Here is a 20,937-nt window from a genome sequence, read left to right as displayed (position 1 = left end):
GCATAAGAGATTTATCAATTGAAATTTACGGTTAGAAAATGTAACGGATTTCTATTTTTTATAGCCATAATTCCGTATAGTTGCATAAAGATAAGTACTACAAGCCTGAGAATAAAAGGAGAGGCGTGTAAACCAATGGCTACCTATCACAATAAAAAGTTTGTGTCTGTGCCGGTACACGATGCGGATTCACCTATTTTTTTCACCTGCATTCAGGAAGGGTTGATTGTACATGCCACTTATACAGGGGAAGAAATCCAATGCGGAAGGTTTGTTGGTATGGTAAACCAGCACGGAGAACTGCATTTTACGTACCATCACGTAAATACTAAAAATGAACTGCGGAGCGGTGAAGGCAGACTGTTTCCTGAACGTCTTTCAGATGGATCCTTGAAATTATCAGGGAGCTGGCAGGGAATGAATGGCTGGGCCATAGAAAGCATGCTATGTTATTCCCAAAGCGCAAATAAACTGAAAACAAGTGTTTAAGGTCCCACGGTGCTTTTGCACCGTTTTCTTTTGCCCGCCATTTCCTTCTGGGAATGTATGGTATCTTTATAAGAGGCATTGTTACATATACCAAGGAGGAAGCAGAGGGGAAAACAATAGGACTCTTATTCTGATCATGGTATTTCTGATATTTCCGGTTGTTCATACGGAAAATAAACTACAATGCAATCTCGTCTTGCCCCGTGATAAAATGGTGTATGTATTGTCAAAGCAATTTTATGACGTTCCCGATGGAGAAAACAGCTGGAACAAGAAACTGTATCACATTTCTTACATACAAATGAATGTTCCATTATAAAAAATACTCCTGGAAAAACGAAAACGAAGAGAAAGCCTTGGGAGGCCATCTCTTCGTTTTTTATCTGAAGATATCGTACGACACAGTACCGCTTTTAATCGTGAGTGATTTTAATTTTTGGTTGGCTTCCGGATTGGCCTTCAGTTCAGTCATAAACTTGTCATACGCTTCCTGCACAGAGGAAACAGTGTAGACTGCCCGTTGACGTTTGCTTTCGGTTGAAGCCTCAACCAGAAAGAGTTCAAAAGTATCTTTGTTCAACAATCGCACCCCCATAACATTATGGATATAACATTCTTCAACTCTTTACAAACTCCTGCATGTTACAAAAAAGTAAAATATCCTTTAAAAAGGAGCTGATGGGTATTTTTTGCTGTTTTGTGATTAATAGGTTTCGCTGCCATACTGTTAGGTGACTGGTAAATGAAACACTATTTTAAGATAAAAAATGGGAGGCCGATGAATGGACTGTGAAGAAAACCGTTGTTTGTTTAACGCAGCTAGAACTTTGAGTGGTGCCCCTTACCGCGCATGATGAATGCTCGCACGAAGTTGTTCAGCAAGTAAAACCATATCCTGGCCATTTGAAGGGGAGACAGTAGAAAAGATGTTCGAACGGTTCAAAACACCTGAATAAAAAAGGCCTCCCAATTTCTGTGGATGGCATCCTTGGAAAAATGACAGAAGAAGGGATTAATAAGTGACTCAAAGATCTAAGAGAGTGAAGTGGGGGGATTTAACATTTAAACATAATTCTTAAACAATTCCCTTTCTTCTACTATCATTGTATGAAATAGGAATAAACAGTATAATAAACACTGTATGTATATGGTTTTAAAAAGGAGAGCAAAGTAATTCAATGGTATTCTCTATAATTATACCAATCTATAACTCTGAAAAATATCTATCTGAGGCTATTGACAGCTTAACCAGCCAGACGTTTTCCTTTCAAGAAAATGTTGAAATTATTTTAGTGAATGATGGAAGTACGGATAAGAGCGAACAAATTTGTAAACGGTATAAAAAAAAGTACCCGCGAAATATCAAGTATATTTATATTGAAAATTCCGGACCTAGTACCGCAAGAAATGAAGGCTTGAATTTAGTCTCTCAAAACAGCTCTTATATTACTTTTTTAGATTCTGATGATAAGTTAGAAGCCAATACATTGGAGACTGTGAATCAATTTTTCAAAGAAAACCATGAAGTGAATCTTGCAACCATACCTGTCTATTACTTTGAAAAAGAAAAAGGACAAAACAAATTAAACAATCGTTTTCTTCAGGGCTCAAGAGTTATTAACATTTTTAATGAATATTACTCTCCTCAATACTATATTGGCGGAGTATTTATCAAAAACGATTATTATAAAAAGTCCAAAGTTTCCTTTAATGAAAATCTGCTGTTCTGGGAAGACGCCTTATTCGTCAATGAAATCATTCTTGCTGAAGGTAAATATGGCGTTATAGCAGATGCTGCCTATTGGTATAGAAAGAGAAATGACACAACCTCGCTTGTAGATCTGTCATGGTTTAGCAAATACCGTTATACGGACCTTTTAAAAAATGGATACACTCACATGATAAATCGCTCATTGGATTTATACGGCAATATCATTCCATATGTACAATACATGCTCGTGTATCATATGAAGTTATTTTTATTTCAAAAGAACAGCAAGATTCTTATGGAAATTTTGACAACCGAAGAAAAAGAAGACTTTGTTACTGCGTTCAAGCAGATTCTTAGATTTGTTTCGGACTCCTATATTTTAAATCAGAATATGAGGACCTATCATAAAGAATTCTTGCTTAAGCTAAAATATGGCCGTGATTATCGTTTGGATGATTCCTTAAACACTCCTACCCATTCAATAAGAATCACCCAAAAAAAAATAAGGCATGGAAAATTGATGCTAAAAGGTTATTTTCACAGCGACTCTTATTCGATGAAAAAGGAAGATAAGGTCTTTATAAAAACGCCTTCAAAAAAAATCATTTATGCCGCAGCAATTAATCCTGAAAAACAGATTGACATATGGGGGTACGTTATAAAGGATTATGAGCATGCCGGTTTTGATATCAGAATTCCTATCTGGAACTGGCGGTTTCAATTCGGAATTAAGACCGATCAAAATACCATCCTGATTCAGAACATAAACCTATTTAGCGAACTATGGCGTAAAATCAAAAAAATGATTTATTAAAACAAAAAAGAGGAATATCCTTTTATGGATACCCCTCTTTTTTTTATTCTGACAATAAAAGGTCAACTTTTGCTTTTAAATCCTGATTGGAGTTGTTTTCGTTTATATTGCTGTATAAAATCTTCGTCTTTTCATAACTTTTAACTGGGTAGTCTTTTTCAAAACTTAAAATACCCTCGATTAATTCATCTTCATTATCTATGCAGAACGGCTTAAGATTCTCATACATATCCGCATAGACTCCCCTGGCTTTTTCATACAGGTCGAAATCATTGATATATAAATAGAATGGTATGTTAATAGCCATTCCATCAAATATAATGGAAGAGAAATCGCTTATAATAAAATCACTAATTAAAATTAGCTGCTGCACTTCGATATCATCACTTGGAGTAATGATAGATGGATGATTTAACCGAAAGTTCCCCATACTGTGATTTTTATTTAAAATTACATAGTCCTCTGGAATGTTTTCACTTACATAATTTAAATTCAACAGATAGGACAATTTCGGATTTCGCTGCTTGTAATTGTAATCTCGCCAAGTCGGTACATACAAGATTACCTTTTGGCCATCCTGTATACCCAGCTTATCTCTTATTGATTGTTTCAATTGCTCATTATTTTGATTATCTTTTAGCCATTGCACCCTCGGATAGCCCAAATTTAATATATTGCTTTCTTCATAGGCAAAGGAAGATGCCAGCTTTTCTTGGCCTGCGATTGAATCTGCCAGCAAATAATCCCATCTACTGATGTCTTTCCTTTTTTGTCGTTTATGATTTCGGTTGTACAGGGAAATATATCGTTCATGGCTATCAAAGAACAGCTTTTTAAAAGGTGTTCCATGCCAAAATTGGATCCAATTTGTTTCTTCTCTTTTTCTAAAATCAAGTGGAATCCAGCTTTCCGCAAAAACGACTTTGGCCTTGCTCAATACTTCCCAGAACTTCATGCTTCGCGGGGTAACCCTGTACTTTTTTGGAACATTCTTATTCTTCGTTACGAAGTACAGCTCCAAGTCTTGTGCTGTTTCTGCCAAATAATCAAAAAAGTATTTGGAATTTCCGATATATCGATAATCAAATCCCAAAAAGAGAACCGTTTTTGGATCAACCGGCCTTTTAAAATACCCATCTATTTTTTTTGCTCTTCTCTTTCTTCGCTGGGATTCAACCAATTTTGATTTTAATATTTTTTGTTTTGCCTTTTGAGCAAATTTAAATAGGCTAGTCAGTTTTCCTTTTGATTGAAGATAATCTACCACTAATATATGATTTACTTTTCCATTTTGAACATATTTTCTTCTGAATAAAAAATGATTAAAGGCAATAATATTCTTAGGAACAAAATAGTCTGTATTTTGTTTATTCACGATATTCAATACTTTTTGGAGAGTCTTCTTTTTATGCCCAAATGGCGCCCTCGCTTTGGCATAGTACAGAGTTTTTTGTACGAGATGCTTATAGAGATGATAATAGGACTGTTCTGACCTAGGGTTAAAAGCGCTGATACTTTGGGTGACGGCTTTTAAGTAAGATTCGATATGTATCAGGCTTTTTGATTCAGTTTTTGTTGTGGAAAAGTCATTTACCCGCACACGATAGAATGGATTTTGTATAATTCCAATTTTTTTGGCACATTGTGCTACTTTGACATAAAATTCAAAGTCTTCGTAAATGTACCCTTCTCCGTACTTTATATTATTGTTCACTAAAAATTCCTTGCTATATAGCTTGTTAACACTAAAATAAGTAACTGCCTGATAAAGGTCTTCGCATTCCTCACCAATAAGATAATCTTTAAAGAGGAAAAGATCATTATTTACATATACAATACCTTTTTCTTGATAATAATAAGCCCAGTCACATAGAACGAAGTCACAGGAACCTTCTTCAGCCTTGGTAAACATTTTTTCAAAAGCATTGAGATCAAGGAAGTCATCACTGTCCAAAAAGAAAATATATTTCCCCTTTGATTCTCTGACACCGCGGTTTCGGGCAGTTCCTTGTCTCATGTTTTTTTCCTGATATAAAATGGCTATTGGAAATTCACTATGGTTTAATTTATAATCCTCTATGATTTGGTGAGTTTGATCTGTTGAACAATCGTCAATCAAAATAATTTCTACTGTACCTCTGAAGCTTTGATTGATTACTGAGTCTAGACATTCGACAATATAGCGTTCCGCATTGTAAGTAGGTATAATTACACTTATATCATATTGCATTAAAATTCCTCACTTTACTTTAAATAACACAAATTATTATATCATATGTAAATAGGAGATAGGACCAGGTATTAATGATATAAAAGTAAATTATGGTCCTTTTTTCCTTAAACCTGTCCTGCAACCGAAAAGGACCGTCATCAGAGAGGCCCCTGAAAAAAAGTGCTCCCTAAACAAAAAGGCATACGGCTTCATTTCTATAAGAAAGTTATGCTTTTTTCTGTATAATGTAGATATTAATTCATGGATGTAATCCCAACCTCGGGGTGAATCGGCATGGAGTTACAGGGAGATGACCCTAGTCACTGTCAGTTTAAAGAGGATCATAAAGCTAATGGGGATGAAAGAATAGTCTATCCTAATAACACAAAAAAGGCAGGCTTTTGTATTAAGCAACGATGGCATAGAAAAACAAGTAGTTTTTCAGTCGCCTCCTCGAACGTTGTCTTTTTTTTGTTTCATTCAAAAGATTTTGTCGCACACTTTTTCAACCGGCAGGTTCCAATATATAGTAGAATAAAATCGGGTGATAGATTATGCTAAAAAAATTACTGAGAAATGTAGATTACAGTTTGGTTATTGCCACGGTTGGACTGTGTGTATTCGGCTTAGTTATGATCTACAGCAGCAGCTATTGGATAGCCTTTCATTATGATCTAGAAGCTGATTATTTCTTTAAACGTCAGTTGATTTTTATACTCGCAGGCCTGCTTGTCTTTTTCTTTGCATTAATTTTTCCTTATAAGGCCTATATCAAGCTGACCAAACCGCTGATCCTGGTAACCATCTCATTGCTTGTTCTGGTGTTTTTATTAGGAAAAGTGGTAAATAATGCGCAGTCCTGGATCAGCCTTGGAGGGTTCAACCTGCAGCCGGCTGAAGTGGCCAAACTGGCGATTATTATTTATCTGTCTTCTATTCTTGCAAAAAAGCAATCTTATATCTCTGATTTTAACCGTGCGGTTGCGCCTCCGTTGGTAGTGGTCGCCTTGATTTCTTTCCTTATTCTTATGCAGCCTGATTTTGGGTCCATGCTGATTCTCGTTTCGATAGCAGCAAGCATTCTAATCTGTGCAAAGCTACGTTTTCGGCATCTGATGTTTCTTTCCTTATCTTCCATCCTCTTAATGACGGTATTTTTTATGTTTGTTGCAAGTGATGAACAGATCTCCCGTTTTAAAGGAGCGTATGCGCCGTTTGAGTACCAGAAAGAAGGATATCAGCTGATCAATTCGTATGTCGCCATTTCTGCGGGCGGGATGAATGGTGTTGGTCTTGGCAATGGGATTACGAAATACGGGTATTTGCCAGAGGGACAAACGGATTTTATTATTGCGAATGTCTCCGAAGAGTTTGGGTTTGCAGGTGTACTGGCTGCCCTCATCGGTTTATTTTATATTGTGATTAGAGGATTTATTATTGGCCTGAGAAGCAAGGACACGTTTGGCCGCCTTCTTGCCTTTGGGATCTCAAGCATGATCGGTGTACAATCCTTCATTAACTTAGGCGCAGCTACAGGGCTTTTGCCGGTAACCGGTGTTCCGCTGCCTTTCTTGAGTTACGGAGGATCTTCACTCCTTGTTTTAATGTTTTCAATGGGCGTCCTGGCCAATGTATCTGCTTTTGTGAATATGAAAAGGAAAGCAACAGATGAACAGCCTGTTCCTGCCGCCAAGCCCGCGAACTATCCTTCCGCAAGTACAGTCGTCTCCTTTCAAAAAAAGAAACCGGCTCACTAAAAGAGGCACAGCCTGTCCCTATTGGCAGGCCATGCCTCTTTTTAATTTTGCTTCTTTTTCATGCTTTTTGTTAAATATCCGCCTTTAAAGCTACGAATCTCAAAGGAGACAAGAAAGGCTTTTGGCGCAAGTTCATTGACTATTTGCAGAAGTTCCTTTTCCCTGCTGCGCTTGGAAAGTACGTCAAGCCGGAACCGGGCATTGTCTTCTCGCCCTTCACCCTGATACACCGTTACACCAAACCCTTCTGCACGCAGACGGTTGACCAGCTTCTCAGAACGGTCCAGCAAATTTATTTGATGGGTTACATAACCGATGGCTAATTTATTTTCCAGCACACCGCCAAGCATCAGGCCAGCCCCAAAACCAATCGCATAAGCGATAATGTTCCAAATGTTCGCCATATCCTGAAACACGATACCGAGTGAGAGCACATTGATTGCAGCTTCTACGACTCCAATTACACTGGCCTTTCGCGTTTCTCCTTTAACAAGAAGTATGGTCCGGAGAGTCACGATGGGGAGAAGGGATAACTGCATCAGAAAGATAATTAACGGCTGCCACATATGGGGATCCTCCTTCTATCGTTGAATTATCGTGACAGTGGTACACAGCTTCGTATAGGTTTCCTATTCGGTAGTCTGTGTTTTTGATTTGTCATCTATTTGCCACGCATTTTTGTTTATATTTAACCTTAAAGATAAGCAGCAAAACGCCATCTACAGATGTAAGCGTTGCCATTACAAAAATAATAGAAAGAACCCTGCTATAATAGTAGAATTGAGAAAGAATTCTTTAGTGAAAGTCTGGTGTTTGGATGAAACGGTTCACATGGTATTGGCTGCCAGTTCTGCTTGTCGCAGGAGGAATATTTTATTCGTCAGCCACCCCTTATAAACAACAAGATATGAGGCCGACCCTCTCCCAATTTTTGAATCATGAAAAGATAGCCAGTATTTTTTCTTCGGTATCTTTTCAGTATGCGGGCAGTGAAGTAAGTGTAGAAGCATTGGGACCTGCTGGATTTGTAGAGTTTTTTATCCGTAAATGTGCTCATTTCTCTGTGTATTTTTTGCTTGGATTTCTGCTTTTCAGGGTTCTCCGTTTTTATTTCCCAAAAGGAAAAACGGCATTCTTTTCCTTTGTTCTAACTGTTGCCTATGCTGCGTCTGATGAAATTCATCAGCATTTCACGTCTGGACGTTCTCCACACGTGGAAGATGTGGTGATTGATGCTTGCGGGGGAGCAGTAGGCATCCTTATTTCTTTCCTGTTATACAGACGGTATTTCAGAAGAAACCCGTAATAAGGGTTCATGATCAGTCGCCATCAGCCGATACTATCCATGAGAGAAAGAAGGCGGTGGCTTGTTATGAAAAAGAAAAAAGTATTATATGTTTTGATTTTTATCATTTGCCTGGCCAGCCTCGGGTACGGAAATATCCAATACGAGCTGAAGCTGGAAGATAAAGCAGAGGCTGCGAAAAAGGAACTGGAGGATCAACGCACAGGCAGCAATGAAATGGACGAGAAAAGCACAATGCCTGATGTCAGTGCACTGACCAAGAATCTTCCGAAGAATGCTCAAGCGGTCATCACGGAGAAAATAATGGCTGGAGAAACCGTAAAGGTGGGAGCAATCGGTTCTGAAACTACCTCTGGGGAAGAAAGCTGGGGCCGGCTTTTTCGGCAAAAACTCCAATCGGCGTATGGTAAAGAACGGATAGAGTTTTTACCACAAGGATTTAATAATGAATGGTCCATTACGGTAGTTAAAAATAAAAAGTATCAGCCATTGCTGGATCAAAACCTGGATATTCTGTTGATTGAGCCTTTTTTGCTCAATGACAACGGAAAAATTAACATAAGGGATACGCTGGCAAGCCTGGATATCCTGCTTGCTGATGTGAAAAGAGCAAATTCTGATACCGTTGTTTTCCTTCAGCCGCCCAATCCGATTTATAAGCCGCGCTTTTATCTTGACCAGGTGAATCAGCTAACGCAATTTGCAAAAGAAAAGGAAATTGCATATATTGACCACTGGTCTGCCTGGCCGGATCAGGAATCAGAAGAGCTGAAGATGTATGTGAATACAGAGAATCATCAGCCGACAAAAAAAGGTCAGCAGTTGTGGGCAGACGATTTGGCCATCCTGTTTACAGGAAAGTAATTAAACTCCCGGCACTGAACAGGCTGCTATGTTGCTGGCCGTTCACGATATGCCGGGAGCTTTTTGTGTGATTTGCTTTTTTTGTCGGGATTTTCATTGAGCCGTCCCATGAGCTTCGACAGCTTTTTAATGACAAACATTCTATGATAAAAGGGTACAGCTTGGCCAATCAACCCTAAAGTTTCCTTTAGAGGACGAAGACTTTAGAAAAGATGGTATTGGAGGGTCAATGATGCTCATGTTTATCGCTGGATGTTTTGTCGGATCCATCCTGACTGTTTTTATCATGAGTCTGATGTTTGTGTCCAAACGTTCAGATGAAATTAGCGATAGACAGCACAGGGACAAAAAAGAAAAATAAAAAGGTGCACTGCACCTTTTTATTTTCACTATTGGGACTGCCTTTTCTTAATCTCTTTAAGGGCCACCAATTTCAGGGCTTCCATTTCTTTGGCGGACAGCTTCTCTTCTAACGTTGCTTCCATTTCACGTCTTTCATCAGGAGAGACGCCATCCAGTGCTTTATTTTTCATTTCTTTTAACTGATCCAGACCAACCTTGTTAATCACCGTTTTCATTGCTTTCTCCTTGGTGTGAAACGGGAGGTCCTTTTCCTCTGCAAGCGAATCAAGGTCTCTGCCATCTTCCACGTATTGTTGAATGGCGGGATCATCCATCAATTTGTCGATATCCTTGTTGTCCACGATTTGTGTTGAAACCTCGTTCATCAGCTTGTTGGCTCCGTAGGTCATAAGAGCTTTATAGCCGAAGTACCCAATGCCGCCAATTAACAGGACAAACACAAGTACCCACTTCATCATAGAAATTGCCCCCAGGCTTTTTGTCTTAATTAGATACCAGGATTTTTAAAACTTCCTGACGGTTATCAGTACATTTCCTTCATCTGCTTTTCAGTCCCCTGGATAAATACTGGTTTTTTTGAGGGATCCATCCATCGAAGCAGCTTTAGTACGTTTTCTTTGGAAGTAGCCGTACAGCCTGCTGTTGGTTTGTCGGAAGCTCTCCATACATGAAAGAAAATGGCGCTTCCGTCACCTTTGACGATAGGATCCATATTATATTCAATAACGGCACCATAATGGTACAGTGGCTCCAGCTGCATTCTCTCAAATGACTTCCATCGTTTGTTCGGATCTCCTTTGTAAACAATCCATTTGTTATAATCCTTGGACGTTACATCGTCCACCCAATAGTCGTACTGATCGGTTTTCGTGTACTTTAGGGTAATTCCTGAAGGCTTTTTGACGGTTCCAAAGCTTCTCCCAATATCATAGATACCGGCGGGAGATTTGCCATCCCCTTCCTTTTTGGCAGAGCTGATTCCATTTTTGCCGATTACGGCCGGCATGGAATATTTCTTGACCCATTTTTTCTTTACGTATTCATACGCTGTAATTCTGCCTGTGAATTCATCAGCTTTGTCTGCTGTGACAAAAACGACTTGTTTAGCTTTCTTTTCTTTATAAACCTTATTGAGCAGTTTCTTTTGGTGAGAGGGTATTGAACCGGCAGAAGCGGGTGTAAACACACTAAACACGAGGATACCTAAAACGAGAAAACTTAGAAATTTTTTCATCATTCATTCCTTTCATAACTGTTTTTCTTTTATTATACAATTTCTTCTATATCAGGAAAGCGCGTGTGCTGTTTTTAAGCAAAAGAACCTAGTAGTCTTGCAGAGAATGTGTATTTCTTACTAGACGAAAAAGTAGAAGAATAGAGGGTGTATGCGTCTGTAACAAATCAAACCAAACCCGCGACCTTTATTTAACAAAAAGATACGCAATTATTCTTATGTTCTGAATTCGCACTAAGCAAGTATAATTAGAGAGTTAAGGAGTAAATGACGAATTTTAAGGGGGAAGAGGGATGAAAAAAGCATTATGGTCTCTAGTACTGGCCGTTGTTGTCGGCTTGTCTGCATTCAGCTTTACACCGTCTGCTTCGGCAGCCAGCTATGTTGACCCGATACAGACGTATACATACTCGGAAATGACCACTGATATGAAACAACTGGCAAAAGCCTATCCGGGTTTGGTTCAATATCGTGCACTTGGCACCACCAAATACGGAAGGACGGTGTGGGCGGTTAAGCTCGGAAAAGGGGATGCCACTGTCTTCTATAATGCCTCTCATCATGCCAGGGAATGGATCACAACGAACATTGCGATGGAAATGGTAGATGCCTATGCGGATGCGTATAAAAAAAACACAACCTATCAGGGCTATAATGTTCGCAATCTATTAAATGATGTGTCGATCTGGATCGTACCAATGGTGAATCCTGACGGCGTCACTCTTCAGCAGTCGGGTCTAAAGGAGTTTCCAAAATCGGCCCACAGCGGGTTGATTAAAATGAATAAAGGAAACACAAATTTCAAGAGGTGGAAAGCCAATGCGCAAGGCATTGATCTTAACCGCCAATATCCAGCAGGCTGGAATGAGATTCCGCGCAGTGAAGCACCAAGCCCTTCTTATCAAATGTACAAAGGAACAAAACCGCTCGAAGCACCGGAAGTGAAGCTGCTCTATAATTTCACATCCTATGTTAACCCTGAAGTCACCATTTCATATCATACGTCAGGACGTGTTCTGTATTGGCACTACCTGAATAAAAAGGAAAATTATAACCGAGATTATGCGATGGCAAAAACCTTCTCGTCCATGACTGGCTATCCATTGGTAAAACCGAATGACAGCAAAAAGGGCGGAGGCTATAAAGACTGGTTCATCACCCAATACGGACGTCCGGCCTTTACCCCCGAGTTGAGTTATCATGTCGGCGCAACCAATCCTCCGGTTTCCGTCATTAATGAAGAATGGAAACGCAACCGGAAAGCTGCGTTATTTGTAGCCAGTGAAGGGAAAAAGCTGTGGGAAAAAAAGTTTACAAAAACAAGCAAAGTAATTACAACCTTCGCGCCGTTTAATCTATACGATCGCCCGAGTTCAGCTTATAAAACCAGTACAAAGCTTAAAGCCCAAAAGCTGACCGTCATCGGAACGAAAGGAAACTATTTCAGAATCAATACAAAGGATTACGGCAAAAAGTGGATTTTAAAAGACAATTATGTATCAGGCACCGTGACCGATTTCCATACAAAGCCAAAGAACTTCCTGGTAAAGGAGAGTACACCGCTCTACTATTCTCCGATATCAACCAAGAAATCCACCAGTAACCTTTACCCGGGTGAAGTGAAGGCCATTAAATCATATGGCAGCTACTACGCGGTAAAGACGAAATTTAATTATGATTTATGGATTAAAAAGGACAGCAAAATGACTGAATTCAATCCGGCAGCGGTCAATCAGAAAATTGCTCTGAAACCGGACGCCACACTGCTGTATTCATTACCGCTTGATTCCAAGAAAACCGATACGAACCTGACACCTCAGACCGTAACCGCAACGAAAAAGTGGAACAACTGGTTCTATGTCGAAGGCAAGGACAAAGACAAAAGGGCTGTGAAAGGTTGGATCAAACAATAAAAAATAACAAAAAAGGCTGCCGTTTGGCAGTCCTTTTCAATTCAAAAAGTTTGAAAAAGGATGAGGCGCTTAAAACCAGAAAGGAACACGTTCGTCTAAATGAGCGATCCGAACCTGTTGGCGGGTTCGGTCCAATTGGGAGGAGGCAAGAAGGACTTCAACGGTTTTGGTCATCATTAAACACTAAAAAAGAAAGTCCACGGGAAATGTGGACTTTCTTTTTTTGCTTATTGTTTTGCTGCATCAACAATGCGGTCTTCATCTTTTGGATCTACCGTTTTTAGTTTTGCGACATAGTCTCGAAGGTTTTCCCAGTCAGCAAAACCAAGATCGGTTACACGGCCATCTTCATACGCCTTTTTGAACACCTGATAGTTGTCGCCGCCTTTCGCTGTAAAGGCATTGGTTGCTACAACATATTCCTTTGCTGGGTCAAGGGTAGTAAATTGACCAGGCGTTTCTTCTACTTCTGCAGATATGACACGCTCTCCAGCTGGCTTTGAGCTGTCATACTTAACTTTCATACCGGACATGTGCAGGAACGCACCGCTTTCATTTGGTACTTGATCTACACTGTGCTCAAGCGCTTGCAGAATTTCTGCTCCGGTCAAATTCATCGTGGCCAATGTGTTGCCGAAAGGAAGAGTGGTCAACACTTCGCCAAGTGTAATGTCACCTGCATTGATTTCCGAGCGGATTCCGCCTCCATTTTGGAAGGCAATGACTGTTTTTGAATTAAACTGCTTAGCTTTATCAAGCATTGCATCTGTAATCAGGTTGCCAAGCGGTGTCTCGTTGCTGCGGACACTTGGACCACCAGTGGATGAACGGGGGTTTTCCAATGCTTTAACCGCTGTAGCACCCGTTGATGTATTCTTTAGTTCATCGATTTTTGAAGAATACTTCTTCAGAAGATCTGCTGCCGCAGGGTCTTCCTGCTGGTCAGCCACTTTAATCAGCTTGCCGTCTTCCTTCACTACTTTTCCGTTCTCATCGAAATCAACATCAAGTGTTCCGAGGAAATCGCTGTATTGATAGGCTTGAACGATAACGGTTGGATCTTTGTCTTTTCCATTTTCGTCTGCTGATACAACAACCGGCTGATCAAGCTCTGTATGGCTGTGTCCGCCAACGATAACATCAATGCCATCGACCTGTTTTGCAAGCTCCAGGTCATTATCATACGCAGGATTATCGTCATACCCGATGTGGGTTACGGCAACGATTTTGTTGATGCCACGGTCCTCGAATGATTTTACTGCTTTTTCTGCTTCATCTTTATAGTTTTTGAATACCACCGCTTCAGGGCTGGAAATATCCTTTGTTTCTTCAGTCGTTAATCCGAAAATACCTACTTTTTCTCCATCCACCTCTTTTACAATGCCAGTGTAGATGTTTCCGTTCTTCGGAGAAGAGGTAATTTCATTGGATTGCAGTCCGTCAAACAGGCTGTCTTTTGAAAAATCAACATTTGCACTGACGAATGGGAAGTTGGCTTTTTGGATAAAGTCGGATAATGCTTTGTGACCGTCCGGACTTGAGCCAAGATCAAATTCGTGGTTGCCGAATGTCATCACATCATATTTTGCGAGATTCATAAAATCAAGGTCTGCTTGTCCTTTGAATTCGTTAAAGTAAAGGGTCCCGGAAAATACGTCTCCCGCATCAATCAGCAAAGAGCTTGGCTTTTGGGCACGCACATTTTTAATGGCTGTAATGCGTTTGGCTGCATTATCAAGATGAGCGTGTGTATCGTTTGTATGCATGATGGATAAGGTAAAGTCTTCTGGCGCGCTGCCTTTCAGGTCATACTTGTAGATGCCGAAGCCTTTGTCATCCGTTTTTCCCGTGTAGGAAATTTTGCTTTCAGGTGTTAAGTATTGTGCACCGTTTGGCGAGGAAGTGAAGGTAACCTCAGCATCTCCCTGGATGGGTGCGATCGACCAGTTGTTATCGGCTGTTGGAGTAATTTCTTTCTTTTCCGTGATATAGTCCATCAAGATCTGACGGTTTTCATCTGCGGAATCCACGACATATTCGGCACCTTTGATGCCTGGGAAGCTTCCGCCGCCAGAGGCACGGTAATTGTTGGTGACAACGATAAAGTCCTGATCCGAATCAATCGGCTGTCCGTTGTATTCAAGGTTTTTGATACGGTTGGAATCCGAAATCTTTATGCCTTTGACATCATAACGGGCAGGCTTTGTTACATCGATTTGATAGGTTACCCCATCAATGACATCAAAGTTGTATACAGGGAAGTTGTCATTTAACAGCTTTTGTTCTCCGGATTTTTTCGGATCAATGGTATTGAATTTCCCGGCTGACATTTCAAGCCATTCTTTTACATCAGATCCTTTGATTTTAATGGCTTTCAGCGTGTTATCGTATAAATACAAATCAGCTGCACTGCGGATGGTCAGGTCGCCTTTTTTGATTTCGGTGTATTCGTCGACGCCATTGCGTCCTGCTTTAAATGGAGCGCCGACAGATAGAACCGGTAAATCTTTGTATTGCGGTTTGTTGGTTTGTATATAGTTTTCTACATACCACTTTTGGGCATTGGTGACCACTTGAACGGATGGGTCATCTTTTACCAGCGCAAAGTAGCTGTAAATATCGTCGGTTGTTTTGCCGATCGGTGTATTGACATACTTAATGGTTGCATCAACGTCTTTTTTGACCGCATCCACAATTTTAGGGTCTTCAGGTGCTTTGTAGCCGGTCGCTTTATCGTAGATGGTCTTTGTGGAGGATTGCGTGTTGTAAACCTTCCACTTTCCTTTTACTTTTTGAAGGTTGAGGTCAATGATCCCCAGGTTGCTTCCGCCGTACCCCGCTTGAACAGCCGGTACACCATTAATGGTTCCCTTTGCATTGTCGACACCGGGAAGAACGTTTCCTTGTGCATCTTTAAACAATGGATCGAGCGATTTTTCATCCGCTGCAGGGAACACTTTATGTGTGTGCGAGAAGGTGATGGCGTCGATTTCCTTCACTTTGCTCAGTGAGTAGATGACATCTTCCTCGTTCTTGGTATCACCATTGAACCCTGAGTGCGTCATGGCAATGATGATATCGGCACCTTCTCTTTTCATTTGCGGAACAAAGCGTTTTGCGGTTTCAATGATTCCCCGAGTCATTACTTTTCCTTCAAGATTGTTTTTGTCCCAATCCATGATTTGGGGTGTTACAAGACCGAGGTAACCGATTTTTAGTGTGGTTTTCTTGCCGTTCTGGTCAACTACTTTTTTCTTTACAATTTTATAAGGCGTGAATTTGTTCTTATTGTTGTAAGGATTGTCATCTTTGTCGAGTTTAAAGACGTTGGCGTTAATATAAGGGAAGTTGGCGCCTTTAATCGCATTCTGCAAGTAGTCCAATCCATAGTTAAATTCGTGGTTGCCGAATGTAGCCATGTCATAGCCCATCTGGTTCATTGCTTTATAGACGGGGTGGATCTCGCCTTTTTTCAGAGGGGAGATTTTGGCTTTATACGTTCCAAGCGGTGTTCCCTGAATCAAGTCCCCATTGTCTACGAGGACGCTGTTATTTACTTCTTTACGTGCTTGTTTTACAAGTGTGGCAGTCTTGGATATCCCAAGAACATCGGAAGGTGCAGCTTTAAAATAATCATAGGCTACAAGATTTGTATGAATGTCAGTAGTTTCCATGATCCGAAGATTGGTAGGTGATGTGGAAACTGGTGTTGCGAGATTCTTGCCAGAATTGCTGGTATCGCCCTTGTCATTCTTTACGACAGAAACCTGAACCCAGTAGGATTGGTTTTTGGAATTGAAGTGTGCTGAAAACTTGGAGCTTTTCTTAATGTCGGTTTTAACAACTGCTTGTGATACGGGTTTTTTACCCTTCATCAGCTGGAAAACAACTGCTTCTTTGCCAGGGTTTCCTTTTTGAGGAGTAACAGTGACAGAAGCATTTGTGCCATTGGAGAAATCCACATATGGAGCAGATATTTTAAATGGTTCTTTTGGCGCAGATTTCTTGGCAGGTTTTGCTGCCGCAAACGTTGGGTTTGCCAATTGAGAGGAAACTAGTCCAATGGCGAGAGATGAGGCCAGTAACTTCTTGAAAGTTCCAGTAAACGACATAGATTCACAGCCTTTCCTTATTTTGCACTGCTCAAATAATATATCACGAAAGTCCTAGAAGTTTGTAGCGTTTTTTGAATTATTTTGAAGATGGGGTATGGGAAAAAGCAAGGCTGCAGATGGAGGAAGGATTATGGCGTTTTATGTAGAAATTTCTTTTGCTGGCGGCTGATCGATGTTTATGATGTTCTATAAAGAAGGAGGAATAAGTGGATGAGCGTCCTTCCATGCCAAGGCTGTAAGGGATTATGCTGCGGTCCTGTAGCGATAACTGAAAAAGAGTTGAAGAAAATCCGAAAGAGAGTAAAAAGCATGCCTGGTAAACTACGGAATGAACTTGAGCAACAAACGCGCTATTTCGGAACGTGCATTTTTTATGACATGGAAAAAGACCGGTGCGGAATTTATTCAGCCCGGCCGAAGGTCTGTCAACAATTTGGCTACCATAAAGAATTGGTCTGCTTCAAAAATCCCGGACTGGCAGTTGATGGTCAGCCTCTTGAACACAAAACGATCGGGATTTTGTCGGTGGATTATACATGGAACGATTTTAAATAAAAAGAGAAGGGAGATGCCCTTCTCTTTTAATATCCTTTATTATAATCGACCGCATTAATGGAAAGGGATTTATCAACGAGATAGTCTTTGAGATTGGGAATAAAGATATCCTCGATGACGCGCTGATCGTAATATTCGGTTGACCCTGCTGTGTGGGGGGTGATAATGACATTCTCCATGTTCCAAAGCGGACTGTTGTCTTCGAGCGGTTCTTTTTCAAACACATCTAGACCCGCTCCGGCAATTTCTCCGGTATGCAGTGCATGGATCAAATCCTCTTCCACCACAATGTCACCCCGGCCGATATTGATAAAGAAAGCGGTGTTTTTCATGAGCTGAAATTCTTTTTTGCCCAGCATGCGGTTCGTTTCTTTGGTTAATGGAAGGGTCACAACCACATAGTCACATTCAGGAAGTAGATCGTGCAGTCTGTCGGATGTGTACATTTCGTCAATATATTGCTCAGGTTTTCCCGAATGGCGCATACCAAGCACCTTCATTCCAAAGGCTTGGCCAATCTTGGCCGTTTCACGCCCTATAGCGCCTGTACCGAGAATTCCCAGGGTTTTACCATGTATCTCAAACTTCAGGTTGGAATGGTCCCATGTTTTGGTTTGCTGGTGGCGCACGTAGGTATGTATTTTTCGTGTGAGGCCGAGCATGAGCGCAAAGATGGTTTCTGAAATAGGGAAAGCATGGACGCCGTTGGCACTGGTCAGCTGAATATTGTGAGAGGAAAGGCGGTCGAGCGGAAGATTGTTGACCCCGGCACTCCAGGTTTGTACCCATTTTAATGGCGCATTTTCACGGTTCAGCGTGTACTCTTCCATCCCTTTTTTCCAGCCGGCAATGATCTCTGCATTAGGAGCTTCCTTTTGCCAAGTCTCCTTGTCCTTTCCGGTCACAATGGTCCAATCGGGAATGATTTTCTGTACCTTTTCAACATAAGCAGCATCAATATTTTGAGCAATGAGCAATTTACGTGCCGTCATCTTATCCCATCCTGTCTGTTTGTTTTTGTTCAGTTTACCAGAAGGTGAGAAAGTTTTGTTTAAACATGCTCTAGGGGATTAGTGGTTCTGTTACGATAAGAAAAAGGAGGAAGTCACTTGAAGGCGATTACAGTTAAAAACTTTGGAGGTTCAGAAAACTTGGTGTGGTCGGATACAGCTGTTCCTCAGATTGGTTCCAATCAGGTATTGATCAAAGTAAAAACCACTTCAGTCAATTTTGCCGATATTAAAGCAAGGGTAGGGACAAAAGGGAAGGGGAAGCTTCCATTTATACCAGGACTGGAGGCAGCCGGGATTGTGGAAAAGGTTGGTCCAGATGTGCTGAACATCCATGAAGGCCAGCGGGTGCTTGCTTTTCCTCATGATGGTTCATACGCGGAATACGTGAGAGCGGACGCTCAATTGACATTTCCCATCCCGGCCAGCATGACATTTGAGACAGCAGGCTCCTGCGGAATTGTTTCCTTTCTTTCGTATCTTCTTCTGGCTAACAGTGCAAAAATGATACAAGGGGAAACGGTTCTCATTCACTCTGCAGCCGGTGGTGTGGGCACTACGGCCATACAGACAGCTCTTGCCCTTGGCGCAGGAATGGTGATTGGGACAGTAGGAAACGAGCAGAAACGGCAAATCGCAAAGGATGCCGGTGCTCATTATGTTTTTAATTATGAAAAAGAAGTTTTTTCTCATCAGGTAAACGAGCTGACGAATGGAAAAGGGGCCGATATTGTTCTTGATTCAGTAGGGGGAAAATTAACGGATCAGAGCTTTGACTGCCTGGCCAAGTACGGACGGCTTGCGGCATTTGGAAATTCGAGCGGAGAGTACGGAAACATTTCAGCCGGAAAGCTGCATTCGAGCTGCCGCTCGGTTTTGGGCTTCAGTCTTGGCACGACAAGGAAAGAGCGGCCTGAAGTACTGCAGAACATGGCTCCTCATGTGTTTCAACTATTAGAGTCAGGACGTCTGAAGATCAACATTGGAAAGAAATTCCGTCTAGAGGAGGCAGCAGCAGCCCATGACTGGGTGGAAAGCAGGAAAAGCACCGGTAAAGTTTTGCTGATGGCAAATGCGTAGTTTCTTACGTTCTGTATGGCGTACTGTTCGTGAGACTCGATAATTTTTTACAATGTTTACGTAAAACAGACAGGATTTTCAGGCTTGTAAACTGAATAGTTAACGAGTAAATCTATTCATAGACTTAACCAGCCTGTTCAGGCAGAAAGGACGTGCGAAAATAATGAAAGCGCTATCTAACTTCTTTACCGCTCTCGTTCAACGGTTCTTACCGGATCCATTTGTGTTTGCTTTAATTCTTACAATCATTCTTTTTCTCTCAGGAGTGATATTCACCCATCACAGCCCGATCGACATGGTGGAGTTCTGGGGATCTGGATTCTGGAACCTGCTTGCCTTTGCCATGCAAATGAGCCTTGTCCTTGTAACCGGACATGCACTTGCGAGCTCCCCGCTTATTAAAAAGTGGATGGTCAAACTTGCTGGAGTGGCCAAGACTCCGGTACAGGGTGTGATTCTTGTTGTTGTAGGCTCAGGAATCGCCTGTTTCATCAACTGGGGCTTCGGATTGATCGTAGGGGCGTTGTTTGCAAAGGAAGTGGCCAAGCGTATTCCGGGATCCGACTACAGGTTTCTCATTGCTTGTGCCTATATCGGGTTTCTGACCTGGCATGGAGGGTTATCGGGATCTGTCCCCCTTGTGGCAGCGACTCCGGGAAATCCAATGGAAAAAACCGCAGGGCTGATTCCGCTCACCCATACGATTTTTACCAGCTATAATTTGTTTATCACTCTGGCATTGCTTATTGTTCTGCCGGTCATGGCCAAGATGATGATGCCAACAGGAAAGGACGTAATTGGTATTAATCCGAAATTGTTAGCAGAAGACGAGGTTTCTGCGGCCACCGCCACTGCTCCTGTTGAAACGAAAAAAACATTTGCGGTTTCCATGGAAAACAGCCGGCTTCTCAGCCTGGTCATCTCCGTACTTGGGTATTCTTATATTGTTTATTACATAGTTCAAAATGGATTTAAAATCGATATTAATACGGTGAATTTGCTGTTTTTTACGACGGGTCTCCTGCTGCACGGTACACCGCTTTCCTACATGAATGCTGTTGCCAACGCCGCAAAAGGCACGGCAGGTATCTTGATTCAATTTCCTTTTTATGCAGGTATCCAGGGGATGATGGAGCTTTCGGGACTCGGAGGCATGATTACCAATGCATTTATTTCCATCTCCAATCCTTCAACCTTTCCGTTTTTTGCTTTCCTAAGCTCGGGATTTGTAAACTTTTTTGTTCCCTCAGGCGGCGGACATTGGGTGGTGCAAGGCCCATTCATCATGCCTGCGGCCAAGGAGCTTGGCGTTGACTCTGGCATTGCTGCCATGGCGATTGCCTACGGTGAAGCCTGGATGAACATGGCTCAGCCATTTTGGGCGCTGCCTGCACTGGCAATTGCAGGGCTCGGGGCGAGGGACATTATGGGCTATTGTGTTACCACGCTCCTGGTTTCTGGTGTTATCTTTGCGGTAGGTTTATCGTTCTTTTAGGGATTTGCAAGGGGGGATG

Annotated in this window: 17 protein-coding genes; 10 read left to right on the top strand and 7 right to left on the bottom strand. The window is 41.5% G+C overall.

What is annotated here, in order from left to right:
- Positions 1-135: 135 nt before the first annotated feature.
- Positions 136-489 carry an avidin-fold protein gene (locus BLT53_RS14825; RefSeq protein WP_090235885.1) on the top strand — a complete coding sequence of 118 codons (354 nt, stop codon included), beginning with the start codon at positions 136-138 and terminating at the stop codon, positions 487-489.
- 379 nt (positions 490-868) lie between these two features.
- On the opposite strand, the gene BLT53_RS14815 is transcribed toward BLT53_RS14825, so the two are convergent.
- On the bottom strand, positions 869-1,069 hold the full coding sequence (locus BLT53_RS14815; protein WP_090235882.1) for a hypothetical protein: 201 nt from the start codon (positions 1,067-1,069) through the stop codon (positions 869-871).
- 598 nt (positions 1,070-1,667) lie between these two features.
- On the opposite strand from BLT53_RS14815, the gene BLT53_RS14810 reads away from it, so the two are divergent.
- Positions 1,668-3,014, top strand: coding sequence for a glycosyltransferase family A protein (locus BLT53_RS14810; RefSeq protein WP_090235880.1), 1,347 nt, complete (start codon positions 1,668-1,670; stop codon positions 3,012-3,014).
- A 43-nt stretch (positions 3,015-3,057) separates the two neighbouring features.
- Here BLT53_RS14810 and BLT53_RS14805 read toward each other — a convergent pair whose 3' ends face one another.
- The gene (locus BLT53_RS14805; protein WP_090235879.1) at positions 3,058-5,244 is read right to left on the bottom strand and encodes a bifunctional glycosyltransferase/CDP-glycerol:glycerophosphate glycerophosphotransferase; all 2,187 of its coding nucleotides are present in this window, start codon (positions 5,242-5,244) and stop codon (positions 3,058-3,060) included.
- A gap of 536 nt (positions 5,245-5,780) precedes the next feature.
- Here BLT53_RS14805 and BLT53_RS14795 point away from each other — a divergent pair.
- Positions 5,781-6,983 (top strand): FtsW/RodA/SpoVE family cell cycle protein, encoded by a 1,203-nt coding sequence (locus BLT53_RS14795; RefSeq protein WP_090235876.1) that lies wholly within the window; start codon positions 5,781-5,783, stop codon positions 6,981-6,983.
- Between the two features lie 41 nt (positions 6,984-7,024).
- Here the strand turns inward: BLT53_RS14795 and BLT53_RS14790 are convergent, their stop codons facing one another.
- Positions 7,025-7,549, bottom strand: a complete 525-nt coding sequence (locus BLT53_RS14790) for a DUF2179 domain-containing protein (RefSeq protein WP_090235875.1) — start codon at positions 7,547-7,549, stop codon at positions 7,025-7,027.
- Between the two features lie 251 nt (positions 7,550-7,800).
- Here BLT53_RS14790 and BLT53_RS14785 point away from each other — a divergent pair, with 251 nt between their 5' ends.
- The 3 genes from BLT53_RS14785 (at position 7,801) to BLT53_RS25445 (ending at position 9,514) form a co-directional block, all read left to right on the top strand.
- On the top strand, positions 7,801-8,289 hold the full coding sequence (locus tag BLT53_RS14785; RefSeq protein ID WP_090235874.1) for a VanZ family protein: 489 nt from the start codon (positions 7,801-7,803) through the stop codon (positions 8,287-8,289).
- A gap of 66 nt (positions 8,290-8,355) precedes the next feature.
- On the top strand, positions 8,356-9,153 hold the full coding sequence (locus BLT53_RS14780) for an SGNH/GDSL hydrolase family protein (protein ID WP_090235873.1): 798 nt from the start codon (positions 8,356-8,358) through the stop codon (positions 9,151-9,153).
- 232 nt (positions 9,154-9,385) lie between these two features.
- A complete protein-coding gene (locus tag BLT53_RS25445) occupies positions 9,386-9,514 on the top strand; it encodes a DUF3789 domain-containing protein (protein WP_244520422.1) in 129 nt (42 codons plus the stop codon).
- 28 nt (positions 9,515-9,542) lie between these two features.
- Here the strand turns inward: BLT53_RS25445 and BLT53_RS14775 are convergent, their stop codons facing one another.
- Together BLT53_RS14775 and BLT53_RS14770 are read right to left on the bottom strand one after the other, a co-directional pair.
- Complete coding sequence (locus BLT53_RS14775) at positions 9,543-9,974, bottom strand: hypothetical protein (protein WP_090235871.1); 432 nt, start codon at positions 9,972-9,974, stop codon at positions 9,543-9,545.
- Positions 9,975-10,039: 65 nt separating this feature from the next.
- Entirely contained in the window at positions 10,040-10,750 is a 711-nt protein-coding gene (locus BLT53_RS14770; protein ID WP_090235870.1) for a L,D-transpeptidase family protein, read from the bottom strand.
- A gap of 293 nt (positions 10,751-11,043) precedes the next feature.
- Between BLT53_RS14770 and BLT53_RS14765 the strand changes: the two genes are divergently transcribed.
- Positions 11,044-12,663, top strand: coding sequence for a M14 family metallopeptidase (locus BLT53_RS14765; RefSeq protein ID WP_090235868.1), 1,620 nt, complete (start codon positions 11,044-11,046; stop codon positions 12,661-12,663).
- A gap of 227 nt (positions 12,664-12,890) precedes the next feature.
- Here the strand turns inward: BLT53_RS14765 and BLT53_RS14760 are convergent, their stop codons facing one another.
- Positions 12,891-16,775 (bottom strand): bifunctional 2',3'-cyclic-nucleotide 2'-phosphodiesterase/3'-nucleotidase, encoded by a 3,885-nt coding sequence (locus tag BLT53_RS14760; protein ID WP_090235867.1) that lies wholly within the window; start codon positions 16,773-16,775, stop codon positions 12,891-12,893.
- A 213-nt stretch (positions 16,776-16,988) separates the two neighbouring features.
- On the opposite strand from BLT53_RS14760, the gene BLT53_RS14755 reads away from it, so the two are divergent.
- The gene (locus tag BLT53_RS14755; protein WP_090235865.1) at positions 16,989-17,333 is read left to right on the top strand and encodes a YkgJ family cysteine cluster protein; all 345 of its coding nucleotides are present in this window, start codon (positions 16,989-16,991) and stop codon (positions 17,331-17,333) included.
- A 26-nt stretch (positions 17,334-17,359) separates the two neighbouring features.
- On the opposite strand, the gene BLT53_RS14750 is transcribed toward BLT53_RS14755, so the two are convergent.
- Positions 17,360-18,325 (bottom strand): D-2-hydroxyacid dehydrogenase, encoded by a 966-nt coding sequence (locus BLT53_RS14750; RefSeq protein WP_090235863.1) that lies wholly within the window; start codon positions 18,323-18,325, stop codon positions 17,360-17,362.
- 117 nt (positions 18,326-18,442) lie between these two features.
- On the opposite strand from BLT53_RS14750, the gene BLT53_RS14745 reads away from it, so the two are divergent.
- Both BLT53_RS14745 and BLT53_RS14740 read left to right on the top strand, forming a co-directional pair.
- Complete coding sequence (locus tag BLT53_RS14745; RefSeq protein ID WP_090235861.1) at positions 18,443-19,423, top strand: quinone oxidoreductase family protein; 981 nt, start codon at positions 18,443-18,445, stop codon at positions 19,421-19,423.
- Between the two features lie 163 nt (positions 19,424-19,586).
- The gene (locus BLT53_RS14740; RefSeq protein WP_090235860.1) at positions 19,587-20,918 is read left to right on the top strand and encodes a TIGR00366 family protein; all 1,332 of its coding nucleotides are present in this window, start codon (positions 19,587-19,589) and stop codon (positions 20,916-20,918) included.
- The last annotated feature ends 19 nt before the right edge of the window (positions 20,919-20,937 follow it).

The sequence above is a fragment of the Fictibacillus solisalsi genome, assembly GCF_900103485.1.
Classification (GTDB): Bacteria; Bacillota; Bacilli; order Bacillales; family Fictibacillaceae; genus Fictibacillus_C; species Fictibacillus_C solisalsi.
This window is presented reverse-complemented; position numbering and strand designations above follow the sequence as displayed.

Coding starts and splice junctions, on each gene's coding strand:
- BLT53_RS14765 (WP_090235868.1), top strand. CDS start 11,044: ATGAAAAAAGCATTATGGTCTCTAGTACTGGCCGTTGTTGTCGGCTTG.
- BLT53_RS14795 (WP_090235876.1), top strand. CDS start 5,781: ATGCTAAAAAAATTACTGAGAAATGTAGATTACAGTTTGGTTATTGCC.
- BLT53_RS14805 (WP_090235879.1), bottom strand. CDS start 5,244: ATGCAATATGATATAAGTGTAATTATACCTACTTACAATGCGGAACGC.
- BLT53_RS14825 (WP_090235885.1), top strand. CDS start 136: ATGGCTACCTATCACAATAAAAAGTTTGTGTCTGTGCCGGTACACGAT.
- BLT53_RS14790 (WP_090235875.1), bottom strand. CDS start 7,549: ATGTGGCAGCCGTTAATTATCTTTCTGATGCAGTTATCCCTTCTCCCC.
- BLT53_RS14760 (WP_090235867.1), bottom strand. CDS start 16,775: ATGTCGTTTACTGGAACTTTCAAGAAGTTACTGGCCTCATCTCTCGCC.
- BLT53_RS14785 (WP_090235874.1), top strand. CDS start 7,801: ATGAAACGGTTCACATGGTATTGGCTGCCAGTTCTGCTTGTCGCAGGA.
- BLT53_RS14750 (WP_090235863.1), bottom strand. CDS start 18,325: ATGACGGCACGTAAATTGCTCATTGCTCAAAATATTGATGCTGCTTAT.
- BLT53_RS14810 (WP_090235880.1), top strand. CDS start 1,668: ATGGTATTCTCTATAATTATACCAATCTATAACTCTGAAAAATATCTA.
- BLT53_RS14755 (WP_090235865.1), top strand. CDS start 16,989: ATGAGCGTCCTTCCATGCCAAGGCTGTAAGGGATTATGCTGCGGTCCT.
- BLT53_RS14780 (WP_090235873.1), top strand. CDS start 8,356: ATGAAAAAGAAAAAAGTATTATATGTTTTGATTTTTATCATTTGCCTG.
- BLT53_RS14740 (WP_090235860.1), top strand. CDS start 19,587: ATGAAAGCGCTATCTAACTTCTTTACCGCTCTCGTTCAACGGTTCTTA.
- BLT53_RS14775 (WP_090235871.1), bottom strand. CDS start 9,974: ATGATGAAGTGGGTACTTGTGTTTGTCCTGTTAATTGGCGGCATTGGG.
- BLT53_RS14770 (WP_090235870.1), bottom strand. CDS start 10,750: ATGAAAAAATTTCTAAGTTTTCTCGTTTTAGGTATCCTCGTGTTTAGT.
- BLT53_RS25445 (WP_244520422.1), top strand. CDS start 9,386: ATGCTCATGTTTATCGCTGGATGTTTTGTCGGATCCATCCTGACTGTT.